Origin of the sequence: Actinoplanes sp. NPDC026619 (assembly GCF_040638295.1) — a bacterium.
In the GTDB taxonomy this organism is placed as follows: Bacteria; Actinomycetota; Actinomycetes; order Mycobacteriales; family Micromonosporaceae; genus Actinoplanes.
This window is the reverse complement of record NZ_JBEZYA010000044.1, coordinates 35,723-48,866: the sequence shown is the minus strand read 5'-3', so window position 1 is coordinate 48,866 and position 13,144 is coordinate 35,723. Positions and strand designations below refer to the sequence as shown.

General features: G+C 70.3%; 15 protein-coding genes and 1 pseudogene. 12 read left to right on the top strand and 4 right to left on the bottom strand.

The genetic code is table 11. The annotated features are described in order from the left end of the window. Nucleotides 1-72 precede the first annotated feature (72 nt). From AB0E90_RS48025 to AB0E90_RS47980, 10 genes are read left to right on the top strand one after another with little or no spacing between them, the layout of a single operon-like run. Nucleotides 73-609 (top strand): helix-turn-helix domain-containing protein, encoded by a 537-nt coding sequence (locus tag AB0E90_RS48025; RefSeq protein ID WP_360419821.1) that lies wholly within the window; start codon nucleotides 73-75, stop codon nucleotides 607-609. A gap of 12 nt (nucleotides 610-621) precedes the next feature. Further along, nucleotides 622-1,056: a nuclear transport factor 2 family protein gene (locus AB0E90_RS48020; RefSeq protein WP_360419818.1), complete on the top strand. Its 435-nt coding sequence runs from the start codon at nucleotides 622-624 to the stop codon at nucleotides 1,054-1,056. Next, nucleotides 1,049-1,414 carry a Rid family hydrolase gene (locus AB0E90_RS48015; RefSeq protein ID WP_360419816.1) on the top strand — a complete coding sequence of 122 codons (366 nt, stop codon included), beginning with the start codon at nucleotides 1,049-1,051 and terminating at the stop codon, nucleotides 1,412-1,414. Before AB0E90_RS48020 ends, AB0E90_RS48015 begins: the two co-directional genes overlap by 8 nt. Further along, entirely contained in the window at nucleotides 1,411-2,361 is a 951-nt protein-coding gene (locus AB0E90_RS48010) for an LLM class flavin-dependent oxidoreductase (protein WP_360419814.1), read from the top strand. The genes AB0E90_RS48015 and AB0E90_RS48010 overlap by 4 nt, the downstream gene beginning before the upstream one ends. Nucleotides 2,362-2,363: 2 nt before the next feature. Continuing rightward, nucleotides 2,364-3,971 carry a DUF885 family protein gene (locus AB0E90_RS48005; protein WP_360419812.1) on the top strand — a complete coding sequence of 536 codons (1,608 nt, stop codon included), beginning with the start codon at nucleotides 2,364-2,366 and terminating at the stop codon, nucleotides 3,969-3,971. Continuing rightward, complete coding sequence (locus tag AB0E90_RS48000) at nucleotides 3,968-5,563, top strand: ABC transporter substrate-binding protein (protein ID WP_360419810.1); 1,596 nt, start codon at nucleotides 3,968-3,970, stop codon at nucleotides 5,561-5,563. Before AB0E90_RS48005 ends, AB0E90_RS48000 begins: the two co-directional genes overlap by 4 nt. Nucleotides 5,564-5,585: 22 nt before the next feature. After that, the gene (locus tag AB0E90_RS47995; RefSeq protein WP_360419808.1) at nucleotides 5,586-6,623 is read left to right on the top strand and encodes an ABC transporter permease; all 1,038 of its coding nucleotides are present in this window, start codon (nucleotides 5,586-5,588) and stop codon (nucleotides 6,621-6,623) included. Then, complete coding sequence (locus AB0E90_RS47990; protein WP_360419806.1) at nucleotides 6,620-7,513, top strand: ABC transporter permease; 894 nt, start codon at nucleotides 6,620-6,622, stop codon at nucleotides 7,511-7,513. The genes AB0E90_RS47995 and AB0E90_RS47990 overlap by 4 nt, the downstream gene beginning before the upstream one ends. Further along, on the top strand, nucleotides 7,510-8,454 hold the full coding sequence (locus AB0E90_RS47985; protein ID WP_360419804.1) for an ABC transporter ATP-binding protein: 945 nt from the start codon (nucleotides 7,510-7,512) through the stop codon (nucleotides 8,452-8,454). Before AB0E90_RS47990 ends, AB0E90_RS47985 begins: the two co-directional genes overlap by 4 nt. Then, on the top strand, nucleotides 8,451-9,398 hold the full coding sequence (locus tag AB0E90_RS47980) for an ABC transporter ATP-binding protein (protein WP_360419802.1): 948 nt from the start codon (nucleotides 8,451-8,453) through the stop codon (nucleotides 9,396-9,398). The genes AB0E90_RS47985 and AB0E90_RS47980 overlap by 4 nt, the downstream gene beginning before the upstream one ends. Before the next feature lie 90 nt (nucleotides 9,399-9,488). Here AB0E90_RS47980 and AB0E90_RS47975 read toward each other — a convergent pair. The 3 genes and pseudogenes from AB0E90_RS47975 to AB0E90_RS47965 all read right to left on the bottom strand — a co-directional run. Then, nucleotides 9,489-9,845, bottom strand: a pseudogene (locus AB0E90_RS47975) (cytochrome b/b6 domain-containing protein); the annotation flags it as partial. Further along, a complete protein-coding gene (locus AB0E90_RS47970; protein WP_360419800.1) occupies nucleotides 9,842-10,150 on the bottom strand; it encodes a molybdopterin-dependent oxidoreductase in 309 nt (102 codons plus the stop codon). The pseudogene AB0E90_RS47975 and the gene AB0E90_RS47970, both read right to left, overlap by 4 nt. 31 nt (nucleotides 10,151-10,181) lie before the next feature. After that, a complete protein-coding gene (locus AB0E90_RS47965) occupies nucleotides 10,182-10,388 on the bottom strand; it encodes a hypothetical protein (RefSeq protein ID WP_360419797.1) in 207 nt (68 codons plus the stop codon). 203 nt (nucleotides 10,389-10,591) lie between these two features. Here AB0E90_RS47965 and AB0E90_RS47960 point away from each other — a divergent pair, with 203 nt between their 5' ends. Next, nucleotides 10,592-11,596: a serine hydrolase gene (locus tag AB0E90_RS47960; protein ID WP_360419795.1), complete on the top strand. Its 1,005-nt coding sequence runs from the start codon at nucleotides 10,592-10,594 to the stop codon at nucleotides 11,594-11,596. 50 nt (nucleotides 11,597-11,646) lie between these two features. On the opposite strand, the gene AB0E90_RS47955 is transcribed toward AB0E90_RS47960, so the two are convergent. Next, complete coding sequence (locus AB0E90_RS47955; RefSeq protein ID WP_360419793.1) at nucleotides 11,647-12,609, bottom strand: LuxR C-terminal-related transcriptional regulator; 963 nt, start codon at nucleotides 12,607-12,609, stop codon at nucleotides 11,647-11,649. Between the two features lie 261 nt (nucleotides 12,610-12,870). Between AB0E90_RS47955 and AB0E90_RS47950 the strand changes: the two genes are divergently transcribed. After that, on the top strand, nucleotides 12,871-13,134 hold the full coding sequence (locus tag AB0E90_RS47950) for a hypothetical protein (protein WP_360419791.1): 264 nt from the start codon (nucleotides 12,871-12,873) through the stop codon (nucleotides 13,132-13,134). Nucleotides 13,135-13,144 lie beyond the last annotated feature (10 nt).

Here is a 13,144-nt window from a genome sequence, read left to right as displayed (position 1 = left end):
TGCCTTGCCTAAACGATGGCGCTGGCTGTGTAGTGATCTTCACGAGTCGGGTGGGGGCGAGGTGATGCGACAGTGATCGGGGATCGGCTGCGCGACCTGCGGATGAAGCGGGGCCTGTCGCTGCGGAAGCTGGCCGCGGCGGCCGAGGTGTCGCCGGGGCTGCTCAGTCAGATCGAGAACAGTTCGACCGACCCGAGCCTGTCGACGATCCGCAAGCTGGCCGCGGTCTTCGACGAGCCGATCTCCAGCCTGTTCGAGGAGCCGGACGCGCCGGCGGTGCACATCAGCCGGCCCGGGGACCGCCCGCAGCTGACCGCGTCGGGCGGGCACAACGCCTACGAGCGGCTGACCCCGGGGCGAGGCGACCTGGAAGTGCTGCTGGGCCGGCTCGAGCCGGGCGAGTCCAGTTCGGCGCAGTGCTGGGCGCACGCCTCGACGGAGTGCGCGCTGGTCATCGAGGGGGAGCTGACCGCCGAGGTGGCCGGGGTGCACTACCGGATCAGCCCCGACCAGAGCATCACCTTCGACTCCCGCCTGGCCCACCGCTACCTCAACACCGGCCCGGTGACCGCCCGTTTCGTGGTCTCCGTGACACCCCCGAATCCCTGACAGGAGTTCCCGATGACCGACGACCGGCAGGCGATCTGGGCTGCGATCAATGACCTGTACCAGGGGTTCCTGGCCGGGGACCGGGCCCGGATCGACGGGCATCTGCTGCCGGACGCCACCGTCTGGGACAGCGAGGAGCCGGCCCTGGCCCACGGCAAGGCCGAACTCGACGCCCTGCGCGCCGCCCGGCCGTCCGGCCCGGATGCCCCGGCCGTCACCGGCATCGAAACGTACCTACCGGTCATCGACGTGTACGGCGACACTGCCGTGCTGCGCCACGTGTTCGTGGTCCGCTTCGACACCCGGGTGCCGGAGGTGGTGCGGAACACGTCGGTGTGGCGGAAGGCCGACGGGCGCTGGCGGGCTTCGCACAACCACGAGGACGTCCTGCCGGCGCCGGCCGCGGCCGCCTACCTGGCGAAGCTGACAGGTGGATCGGATGGATAACCGGTACCTGGACGGCAGCGGCTGGGAGACCGAGGCCGGTTATGCGCGCGCGGCCCGGCTCGGTGGGCGCATCGCCGTCAGCGGCACCACCGCCGACGGCGAAGACACCTACGGGCAGACCGTGAACGCGCTGCGCCGGGCTCTCGACGCGGTGCGGGCCCTGGGCGGCGGCGTCGACACCGTCGTTCGGACCCGCATGTTCCTCACCCCGGCGGCCGACTGGCAGGCGGCCGCCCACGCCCACGCGGAACTGTTCGGGGCGGTCCGGCCGGCGAACACCACGCTGGTCGTGCACTCGCTGATCGGTGACCAGTTCCTGGTCGAGGTCGAGTTGGACGCCGAGGTGGCGAAGCCGTGAGCTCCAGCCTGCGATTCAGTATCCGGATCAACAACGACCTGCCCGTCGACCAGCTCGTCGGGCTGGCCCGCATCGCCGACGCCCGCGGCTTCGACCAGGTGTGGCTGTCCAACGACCTGTTCCTGCGCTCGGCGCCGGTGCTGCTCACCGTGCTGGCTGAGCGCACCGAGCGGATCCACATCGGCGCCGGCATCTTCAACCCGTACTCGATCCACCCGGCCGAGCTGGCGATGCTCACCGCGACCCTGCAGGAGGTGTCCGGTGGCCGGTTCCGGCTCGGTCTGGCGGCCGGGGCCGAGGAGTTCCTCAACTGGGCCGGCATTGCCCGGGAGCGGCCTCTCGCCCGGACTGCCGAGGCGGTCCGGGACGTGCGGACGCTGCTGAGCGGCGAACGGCCCGGCGGCTGGGCGCCGGAGGGGCATCTGCGGTTCCCGATGCGCGCGCCGATCTACCTCGGCGCGATGAGCCCGCGGATGCTCAGCCTGGCCGGGGAGATCGCCGACGGAGCACTGCCGCTGCTGTATCCGCCGGAGCACTTCACCACCGCCCGCGACCAGGTGCAGCAGGGCTTGGACAAGGCCGGTCGCGACGGTGCGGATTTCGATCTACCGGCTTGCTTCTGGGTCTCGGTCGACACCGACGCCGCTGCGGCAAAGCTCGCGCTCGCCGAGAAGATCGCCTACTACGGCGCCTCGTTCGCGCCCTACCTGTTGCGCCGGGCCGGCCTGGAGCCGGCCGATTTCAAGGACATCAGACCAGACCAGGTGACCGAGCGGATGCTGGCGCTCGGCATCGCCGGCGGCCCGGAAGAGGTCGTCGAGCGGTGCCGGGGCCTGATCGCCGCGGGGGCCCGGCATCTGTCGTTCGGGCCGCCGCTGGGGCCCGATCCCGAGGCGGCGGTGGCGCTGCTGGCCGACGAGGTGCTGCCGAAACTTCGAGGAGCGTGACGATGAATTCGCTACCACAGCTCGGCGATGACTTCTGGGCCTGGCGCGCCGCCACGCAGCCCCGCTCCGCCGACGACATTCCGCGCATCGAACGGCCGGCGCAGTGGCGGCCGGACTGGTCACCCGATGCGGTGCAGGCCCGCCGAGGACGTACGAGCGAATTCGAAGCACGATGGAAGGCGCTCGACGTCAGCGCCGCGCCGATCGAGGACAGGGTCGAGCATCGGCTGCTGCGCAGTGCATTGGCGCGGGTGCGGTGGGAGCTCGACGTGCTGGCCATGTGGCGGCGGCAGCCGCGGTTCTATGTCGACCAGACCATCGGCGAGGTGTTCGAGCTGCTCACCCCGCCAAGCCCGGACCTCGAGCGGGTCCGGACGGTGCTGCGGACCATTCCGGAGACGCTCGGCCATGCTCGCACCAACCTGGCCGGGCAGGCTGTTGCCGCGTTCGCTCGTGCGACGATCGAGGAGCTCGCCGACATCCGCGGTCAGCTCGACGAGGTGGCCGCCGGCCTCGACCCGTCGTTGACGCCGGAGTTCACCACGGCCGGCGCGGAGCTGGCCGCCTACCGCGACTGGCTGATCGAGCAGGAACCGGCGATGCGGCCGGTCGAGGCGGTCGGGCGGTCCGCGTTCGAGGCATTCCTGCGCGACGTGGCGGTGCTGCCGTACTCGGTCGAGGAGCTGCTGGCCATCGCGCGGCAGGAGTTCGACCGGGCGGTGGCCCTCGAAGCGGTGGAGCGCAACCGCAACCGAGACGTGCCGGTGCCGCCGCTGCCCGCCGACTCGGCCGCGCAGGGGGAGCTGGAGAAGGCCGCCGAGCAGTCGGTGCGCGACTTCTACGAGCGGCACGACCTGCTGAGCCAGCCGGCGAGTCTGCGGCACTACCGGTGGCTGCCGATGCCGGCATACCTGGCGCCGATCGCCTGGCTCGGGGTGACCGACGACCTCACCGGGCCGAGCCGACTCGATCAGGACGGGGTCAGCTACCTGCCGGAACCGTCCGAAGACCTCCCGTACTTCTACGCGGCCAACGCGCGCGACCCGCGCTGCGGCATCGCCCACGAAGGTGTGCACTACCAGCAGCTCGCCCTGTCCTGGCGCAACCCGCGGCCACTGCGGCGCTGGTACTACGACTCGGTGCCCAACGAGGGCATCGCGTTCTACAACGAGGAACTGATGCTGGCGGCCGGGCTGTTCGACGACGCCCCGCACAGCCGGGAGATCATCTACAACTTCATGCGGTTACGGGCGTTGCGCGTCGAGCTCGACGTGCTGCTGGCCATCGGCGAGCTCGACGTGCACGGCGCCGAGGCGTTCCTCATGGAGAAGGTACCGATGGACAAGGCCACCGCACTCCAGGAGGCGACGTTCTTCGCCTCCTTCCCGGGCCAGGCCATGACCTATCAGGTCGGCAAGACGCAGATCCTGCGGTTCGTCGCCGACGCGATGCGCCGTGAGGGCATGAACCTGCGAGACGTACACGACTATCTCTGGCGCAACGGCAATGTGCCGATCGCGCTGCTCCGCGCCGAATTCCTGGATCTTCACGATGACTGGGACGCGGCCGATACGAAAGCCGATTCTGAAAGAGGGAGTACGACGATATGAGCCTGACCCGCCGCCGCGCGATACAGCTGGCCCTGAGCGCCGGCGCACTGCTGGCCACCGAGGCCGCCTGCGGCAAGACCAACAAGGGCACCACGGACAGCGGCGGTACGAAGAACACCACCCTGATCGTGGAGAACTCCTTCGACCTGACCACCGCCGATCCGGGCCGCGTCTACGAGGTCACCGGCGGCATGGTGGCGCACGCGATGTACGAGCCGCTGCTCACCTTCGCCGGCGGAGACGTGAGCAAGCCGGTGCCGTTGCTGGCCAAGTCGTTCGAGGCCTCGGCCGACGGCAAGGTCCTCACGCTCAAGCTGGACGAGACGGCGAAGTTCTCCGACGGCAGCGCGGTCACCGCCGATGACGTGGTGTTCTCGTTCAACCGGGTGAAGAACGTCAAGGGCAACCCGTCGTTCCTGCTCGACGGGGTGACGGTCACCGCATCCGATCCGCAGACTGTGGTGCTCACCTCGGCCAAGGCCAACCCGGCCCTGCCGTACCTGCTGCCGACGCCGGCGCTGGGCATCGTCAACTCCAAGGTCGCCAAGGCGCAGGGCGCCGTCGACGCCGAGGGGGCCGACAAGAGCGACAAGGCCGAGGCCTGGTTCAACGCCAACTCCGCCGGCAGCGGCCCGTACACGCTGCAGAGCTTCAGCACCACCACCGAGGTGGTGCTGGTCGCCAACGACAAGTACTGGGGCACCAAGCCGGTCTACACCAAGATCGTGGTGCGAAACGTCACCAACAGCGTGCAGAAGCTCGACGTGGTGAAGGACACCAGCCAGCTGGCCCTCGACCTGTCGCCGGACCAGGCGAAGGACCTCGGCGCGGCGGTGACCGTCGACCGGGCGTCGACGACCACGACGTTCTTCCTCTTCACCAACATGAACCCGGCGATCAGCCCGGTGACGTCGAACCCGAAGTTCCAGGAGGCGGTCCGGTACGGCCTGGACTACGCCGGCATCATGTCGCTGGCCGGCGAAGGGGCGGTGCAGGCGCCCGGCATGGTGCCGGACAAGCTGCTCGGCGCCCTCGCGGCCGGTGACAGTCTCAAGCGCGATCTCGACCGGGCCAAGGCCGCCCTGGCCGCCTCCGGCTACAGCGGCCAGGAGATCCCGATGGAGTACCCGAGCGACATCACCAAGAACGGCATCGACTTCGGGGTACTGGCCCAGAAGGTCCAGGCCGGTCTCACCGAGGTCGGCATCAAAGTGAAGCTGTCGCCCGCGCCGGTGGCGACCGCGCTGCCGAACTACCGCGACGGCAAGGAGAAGCTCGGCCTGTGGCTGTGGGGTGCGGACTACCCGGACCCGAGTGACTACCTGGCGTTCCTGCCCGGCGGGCTGGTCGGGCTGCGGGCCGGCTGGAAGGCCGGGACATCGCCGGACCTGACCGCGATCGGTGACCAGGCCGCGATCGAGACCGACGCCACCAAGCGCGCGTCGCTGTACCAGGACATGCAGCGCAAGCTGAACGAGGTCGGCCCGTTCATGCCGCTGTTCCAGTCGGCGCAGATCTCGGTGATGGCCAAGTCCGTCAGCAACTTCGTGTACAACGCCGTGTGGACCGTCGACTTCGGCGCGCTCAAGTGAGGAATGCACTCAAGTGAGGAACGTGCTCACCTGGAGGCCGCGTCCGTACCTGAAGTTCGTGCTGGTCCGGCTGGGTGCGCTGGTCCTGCTCGCGGTCGGGATCACCCTGGTGTCGTTCATCCTCACCAACCTGATCCCCGGTGACCCGGCCGCGGCGAACCTCGGGCAGCGAGCCCTTTCCGACCCGGCGATCGTGGCGGCGTTCCGGCATCAGCACGGCCTGGACCAGCCGCTGCCGGTGCAGTACGGGAAATACCTGGCCGGGCTGCTGCACGGCGACTTCGGCACCTCGCAGCGCAGCAACCGGCCGGTCAGTGACGAGCTCGCCGAGTACGTGCCGGCCACGCTGGAGCTGGCGATCACCGCGGTGGTGGTGTCACTGGTCGTCGGCGTCGGCCTCGGCATCCTGGCCGCGACGCGCCGCAACAGCTGGCTGGACCAGCTGTTGCGGGTGGTCAGCCTGGCCGGGGTGTCGATGCCGACGTTCTGGCTGGCCCTGGCCGCGTTCTTCGTGCTGTTCTACAAGCTGGGCATCCTGCCCGGCGGTGGGCGACTGGATCCGGGGCTGGATCCACCGCCGCACGTGACCGGCCTGTACACGGTGGATTCGCTGCTGGCCGGGCAGTGGGACATCTTCGGCAACGCGGTGTTCCACCTGATCATGCCGGCGCTGGTGCTGGCCGCGTACACGGTGGGGCTGCTGACCCGCTTCACCCGGGCGTCGATGCTGGAGGTGCTCGGCAACGACTACATCCGCACCGCACACGCCAAGGGCCTGCCCGGCCGCACGATCGTGTTCCGGCACGTACTGCGCCCGGCGCTGGTGCCGATCCTCACCGTCGCCGGTCTGGCCTTCGGCAGCCTGTTGTCCGGCACCGTGCTGGTGGAGCAGATCTTCTCCTGGAACGGCATCGGCCAGTACGCGTACCAAAGTGCTCTGAATCTTGATCTTCCGGCCATCATGGGGGTGAGCCTGGTGGTGGCGGTGATCTACGTGACCGTCAACTTCGTGGTGGATCTGCTGTACGGCGTCGTCGATCCGCGGGTGAGGCTGCAATGAGTACTCCGAACGCGGCCGGCAATGCCGTCGCCGATGCGCTGTCGCCCGGTCTGAAGCTGCGCAAGAACCGGCGGCGGGTGTGGCGTCCGCTGGGGGTCATCGGGCTGGTCGTGCTCGTGATCTGGATCCTGGTCGCGGTGCTGGCACCCGTGCTGGCCCCGCACGACCCGCTCGCGCAGCAGTCCGACCGGTTCCTGTCGCCCTCGGGCGCGCATTGGTTCGGCACCGACGAGCTCGGCCGTGACGTGTTGAGCCGGGTCGTCTACGGGTCCCGGGTGACGATTCCGCTGTCGCTGCTGCTGGTGGTGTGTTCGCTGGTGATCGGTGCGGTCGTCGGCGCGGCGGCCGGCTACTACGGCGGCTGGCTGGAGATGCTCGTCATGCGTACCGCCGATCTGGTCTTCGCGTTCCCGGCCATCATCCTGGCGATGGCGGTCGTCGCGGCGCTGGGCCCCGATCTGACCAATGCGGTGCTGGCGATCGTGGTCGTCTCCTGGCCGTCGTACGCGCGGGTGGCACGCGGTCTCGTGCTGTCCTCCCGCAACGCCGACTATGTGCTGGCGACCCGGCTGCTGGGGGCGTCCGGCCGGCGCAGCCTGCTGGTCGACGTGACGCCCAACGTGGCCGGGCCGATTCTGGTGCTGGCGACCCTCGACGTCGGCAACGCCGCGCTGCTGCTGTCCGGGCTGTCGTTCCTCGGCCTCGGGGTCCGCCCGCCGGCCGCGGAGTGGGGCGCCATGGTCGCCGCCGGGGCCAGCAACTTCGACAAGTGGTGGCTGGGGCTGTTTCCGGGCCTGGCCATCCTGACTCTCGTATTGGCGGTGAACTTCCTCGGTGACACACTGCGCGACATGCTCGACCCGCGGACGGCCCGGGCGGTGATCCAGTGAGCGTTCTCGACGTTTCCGATCTGCGGGTGCTGCTGCCCGCCGCCGATGGCCTGCAGCCGGCCGTCGACGGCGTCGGCTTCACCGTCGGCGAAAGAGAGATCGTCGGTGTCGCCGGGGAGAGCGGCAGCGGCAAGACGATCAGCATGCTGGCCCTGCTCGGCCTGACCCCGCCCGGCGCCCGGGTCACCGGCTCGGCCGGCTTCGGCGGGCAGGACCTGCTGGCGTTGAAGGGAAAGGCACTGCGCGACGTGCGCGGCCGGTCCATCGCCGTGGTGTTCCAGGACCCGATGACGTCGCTGCACCCGATGCTCACCATCGGGCGACAGCTCACCGAACACGTCCGCCACCACCTGGGCGTGTCCAAGCGGGCCGCCCTCGACCGGGCCGCCGAGCTGCTGGATCTGGTTCGCATCCCCGACCCGAAGGGGGCGCTGGGCCGTTACCCGCACCAGTTCTCCGGCGGCATGCGGCAGCGCATCGCCATCGCCATGGCGTTGGGCTGCTCGCCCGACCTGCTGATCGCCGACGAGCCGACCACTGCCCTGGACGTCACCGTGCAGGCCGGCATCCTGCGGCTGCTCGACCGGCTGCGCACGGAGAACGGCCTGTCGATCATCCTGATCACCCACGACCTCGGGGTGCTGTCCTCGGTCGCCGACCGGCTGTACGTGTACTACGCCGGGCGGATCGTGGAGGCAGGGCCGACGTCGAACATCATTCAGCAGCCCCGGCACCCGTACACACAGGGCCTGTTGAACGCCCTGCCGCGGGCGGAGTCCGGGCTTACCCCGATCGGCGGCACACCCCCTTCGCTGGGTGCGGTCCCGGCCGGCTGTGCCTTCCATCCCCGGTGCGCTTTCGCGGAAGCCTCGTGCACCGTCGACCGGCCGGAGCTGGTCGACGGTCTGGCGTGTCCGATCAACCCCCTGGTGAGCTCATGAGTCTGCTCCAAGTAAAGGACCTGCAGGTCAGCTATCGGCGGGCGGGTCGGCCCGACGTGCTGGCCGTGGCCGGCGCCGACCTGTCGGTGGCGCCCGGCGAGATCGTCGGACTGGTCGGCGAGACCGGCTGCGGCAAGTCGACCCTGGCCCGCGCCTGCCTCGGCCTGCTGCGCCCCACCGGCGGCACCGTGCACTTCGACGGCGCCCCGGTCACCCCGCTCGGACGGCGGGCCCGGCCGCTCGCCCAGCGCCGCTTGCAGATGATCTTCCAGGATCCGTTCGCGTCGCTGAACTCCCGCCGCCGCGTCGGTGCCCAGATCGGCGACGCGCTGCGGCTCAACCCTTCGCCGACCACGGTCGGCGAGTGGCTCACCCGGGTCGGGCTTCCCGAGTCGGCGGCCGGGCGATACCCGCACGAGTTCTCCGGCGGTCAGCGGCAGCGCATCGCGATCGCCCGGGCCTTGGCGGCGCAGCCGTCGCTCATCGTCGCCGACGAGCCGATCGCCGCGCTCGACGCCTCGGCCCAGGCCCAGATCGCCAACCTCCTGGTCGACCTGGCCCGCTCCGAGGGCGTCAGCCTGCTGTTCATCTCCCATGACCTGGCCATCGTCCGGCAGATCGCCGACCGCATCGCAGTCATGTACCTCGGCCGCGTCGTCGAGACCGGCCCCACCGCCGAACTGTGGGACACGCCCGCGCACCCGTACAGTTCGGCGCTGATCGGTGCGGTGCCGCGCCCCGACGGCCTGCACAGGCTGCCCGACGAGCTGCCCGGCGACGTCCCCGACCCGGCCTCGCCGCCGCCCGGCTGCCGCTTCCACCCGCGCTGCCCGGTCGCCTTCGACCGCTGCGCCACCGAGGATCCGCCCGCCACCACCTGGCAGGGACACACCGTCCGATGCCTGCTGCACACCGAAGGTGAGCCACTGCACGCGGTCTCCTGACCGTTCACGACGACGTGCGGGCGCGTTGGAGGCGATCCAGATGTGGCCGATGACCAGCGCACCCAGCAGCAGCGCACCCCAGTCGTGGACGAAGGTTGCCCCGGTGCGCGCGAACAGCGGCGTGAGGTGGGGGAACCACATGATGAGCCCGGTTCCGGTCATCACCAGCGAAGCGCCGGCGGCCAGGGCCGCGTACATCTTCTGGCCGGGGTTGAATTTCCCGGACAGGTGGGGGCGCCGGCGCAGCGTCGCCCGCAGCCAGCCGCGATCGTACGGTCCGAAGCGGTTGAGCCGAGCGAGATCGTCCCGGAAAGCGCGCGACAGCAACCCCAGGAGGACGGGGACCAGCGCGCTGATACCCGTCCACTCGTGCACGGTGACCAGCAGATCGCGCCGGCCCACCAGTTCGCCCAGCATGGGCAGATAGAGGAACGCGGCAGTGATCATCGTCGTGCCCAGCAACGCGGCGGTGCCGCGGTGGATCCAGCGCTCCGCGACCGTGAAGCGCCGCATCGTCGGCTGGACATCGGCGCGGCATACAGGCGCACCGGGCCGCCGTGCGCATCGGTGACGGCGGCGTCCTGCATCTCGTACGCGACGAGCATGTCCGGGCGTACGGCCTGTTCCAGGGTGAGGCTTTCGCTGTAGACGCCGTCGAAACAGGTGAAACGCAGCGCGGTGGCGCCCGGTTTGACGCCGGCGGCGGCCAGTAGGTCGGCGAGCAGCACGCCGGCGAACGGAGTGCTCGGCACCCGCCAGCCGGTGACGCACTGCACGACTCAGTCAACGTGGCGGCCGGGGACGCAGCCGCCGGATCCCGCCGACGAGCAGGATCAGTCCGATGACGGCGACCACCAGGCCGATCAGCAGCCACTGGCTCTGACCGTTCATGCCGCCGCTGTCACCCAGCGCGCCGGAACCCTGCAGGCTCCAGAGTCCGCCGACCAGGATCAGCAGTGCTCCACCGACGACGCGTACCCAGACCTTCATCCTGTCCTCCTGAGGTGGGGACAACGGCACCCTCCCTCTTTGTACCTCGCAGCCGTGGCCTTGCTTGTCGCCGGCGCGGTCGTGGGGTGGCACCGGCCGGGCGGTTACCCGAGCAGGTGCAGGGCGGACGCCGTGCTGTCCCCGATCGTGAGCGGGGGTGTTGTACCTTGCCGCCTGACCTGTCCGTCCACAAAGGGAGCACGATGCCAGTCAATCTTTCCCGCCGCTCCGCGCTCGGCCTTGGCGCAGCCGCTGCCGCGGCGGCGACGGTCGGCGTGAGCTCGCCCGCGGAAGCTGCCGTGTCGGGGCCTGCGTGTATCAAGAAGGTGTACGAGAAGGAGAAGGCCAAGGTCGGCGGCATGTGGCACACCCACATGGCAGCGGTGGACGCGACCGGTGCGATCACGCCGTTCGTCGAGGACGACGCCGACCACGTCACGTACGGCTACAGCGTGCAGAAGCTGGCCGTGGCGACCGCGGTGCTCGACAAGGTCGACCGGGGTGAGCTCACCATGGGCACCAAGCTCGACCTGCAGGGCGACATCATCCTCGACGGGTCCGGCATCTACTTCCTGCAGGGCACGTACGGCGACGACCTCACCGTGGCCGGGTTCCTGACCGCGATGCTCCTGGTCTCGGACAACACCGCCGTACGCCTGTGCGGCCGGCTGGTCCCGGCCCTGGAGATCAACCAGATCCTCGAGGCGAAGGGGTTCGTGCAGACCCGGGTCATTCCGGTGGCGAACCCGAACCGCTTCTATCTGGGTGTGACCACGCCGCGCGAGATGCACGACCTGCTGTGGCGACTGGCGAACAAGACGCTGTTGTCGCCGGCCTCGTGCGACTTCATGCTCCGGGTGACCCGTGGCCTCAGCGGCTACCACGACGGCGTCCGCCGGGTGATGTCGTCGCGGGAGCGTGAGCGCGTCGCGACGAAGTACGGCGCCGACTTCAACGATCTCGGGGAGTCGCGGCACGAGGTCGGCATCATGTTCGACCCGAACGGCGTGCCGCTGCTGACGTACGCGATGTTCGCCGAGGGACTGGGCGACCCGGAGAACTACGGCGCGACGCACCCGGCGGTCGAGGCGCACGCGAAGATCGGCCGCGCGATGATCGACAACCTGCCGCCGGCGCCGGGCGCCACGGCTGCCACGGTGGCGCCGCGATCGAAGCCGCAGCACTTCAGGCCGGTCAGCGGGGGCTGACGCGGCTGAGGTCATGGCAGTCGCGGCCGCCGGCGCCGCCTGCCATGACCTCAGCGCGGCCCGGGCCACCCCTGTGCCGCCGCGAGCACGCCCGCCTGGAACCGGCTCTGCGCGTCGAGGCGCTCCATGAGGTGCGCCATCATGCGGCGCACGGTGCGCAGGGACACGCCCAGGCGCCGGGCGGCAGTCTCGTCGGTGGCGCCCTCCGCGAGGATCTGGATCAGCTCCCGCTCCTGGCCGGTCAGTCCGTCCACCGGCACGGCCCGCTGCCCGAACGGGGTGCCGGCCGCCCACATCTGCTCGAACAGCGCGTGCAGCGCCGCCACGACGCCGGGCGCGGTGACCTCGACCGCGCCGAGCCGGGACTGGTCCGGGTCCAGCGGGACGAGCGCCGTCTGCTGGTCCACGATGATCATCATCATGGGTAGCGTGGGCACGGTCCGCACCTGTCCACCGTGGTCGGTCATCCAGCGCAGGTAGTCGATCGTCGCGGGGTCGTTGCGGAAGCTGTCCAGGTAGAGCCCGCGCATCGGCACGCCGCGTTCCAGCGGGCGCAGGCTCGCGGACCGCCCCGCCGAGTGGGTGTCCTCGCGATGGGCGGGGCCCGGCGTGAGCGAGCAGACCTCGCGGACGGCGGACTCCGCCAGCTCCTCCAGCCGGCCGCGGACCTCGTCCAGGCCCCGCAGCACGGTCAGCGCGCGGTGGTCCCGGTGGGTGTCGTGCTCCGCGGCGACCGCGAGCATGGCCGCCCGAGCCTGTTCCATCCGGTGCTGCCGCTCCGCGATGTCCGCCTCGGCCTGCGCGACCAGCACGGCGAGCCCGACCTGCGGGCTGACCGGGCGCAGGCTGCCCGGCTCGTCCCAGGAGGGCCGCAGGAGCGCCAGGTCGGCCAGTTCGTCGAGGCACGCGCGGACCGTCGCCTCGTCGGTGTGCAGATGGGCGACCAGTTCACGCACGCCCCAGGAGGGTTCCGCGAGCACGAGCCGATAGACCGACTCCGACAGTCTCGTCAATCCAAATGATTCCAGCATCCAGTCGGCACCCCCGTGTCCGCAGGATCTTGCGTCGTGCAAGGCAGGGATCTTAACCGCCGCCGGACCACGAAGGCGACCCTGTTCGCGGAGTGGCAGCAACGTGCCAGGCATCGTCCGGCCCATCGGAAACCGTCGATCACCGGCGGGGCTACCGGCAGGATCGTGCCGGGATCCAAAGAGGTCCCCCGATGGAGGTGGTTGTGGTGAAACGTGTTCGTCTCGGACTTGAGTGGGGCCGGCATGCAACTCGTCGTGCTGCGTCTGTCAGCACCGTCCGGCGCCGGTGATCCGGCGGGGGCCGCGGTCGCGGACGTCGTCTGGGCCCACGCCCGCGGAGGCGAGCGGCTGGAGCACGTTCGGGTCCGCACCCGTCCCGCCGGCATCGACCTCGTCCTGTTCTTCGTACTCGCCGACCGGCCGGCCGCCGTGTCCGCGGCGACCGGAATCCTCCGCCGCGCGATCTGCTCCTCCGCGCTGTTGCGCCACTACCGCATCGAGCCGTGACTCCAGAGAG

Coding starts and splice junctions, on each gene's coding strand:
- AB0E90_RS48000 (WP_360419810.1), top strand. CDS start 3,968: ATGAGCCTGACCCGCCGCCGCGCGATACAGCTGGCCCTGAGCGCCGGC.
- AB0E90_RS47990 (WP_360419806.1), top strand. CDS start 6,620: ATGAGTACTCCGAACGCGGCCGGCAATGCCGTCGCCGATGCGCTGTCG.
- AB0E90_RS47960 (WP_360419795.1), top strand. CDS start 10,592: ATGCCAGTCAATCTTTCCCGCCGCTCCGCGCTCGGCCTTGGCGCAGCC.
- AB0E90_RS48020 (WP_360419818.1), top strand. CDS start 622: ATGACCGACGACCGGCAGGCGATCTGGGCTGCGATCAATGACCTGTAC.
- AB0E90_RS48005 (WP_360419812.1), top strand. CDS start 2,364: ATGAATTCGCTACCACAGCTCGGCGATGACTTCTGGGCCTGGCGCGCC.
- AB0E90_RS48015 (WP_360419816.1), top strand. CDS start 1,049: ATGGATAACCGGTACCTGGACGGCAGCGGCTGGGAGACCGAGGCCGGT.
- AB0E90_RS47965 (WP_360419797.1), bottom strand. CDS start 10,388: ATGAAGGTCTGGGTACGCGTCGTCGGTGGAGCACTGCTGATCCTGGTC.
- AB0E90_RS47980 (WP_360419802.1), top strand. CDS start 8,451: ATGAGTCTGCTCCAAGTAAAGGACCTGCAGGTCAGCTATCGGCGGGCG.
- AB0E90_RS47950 (WP_360419791.1), top strand. CDS start 12,871: ATGCAACTCGTCGTGCTGCGTCTGTCAGCACCGTCCGGCGCCGGTGAT.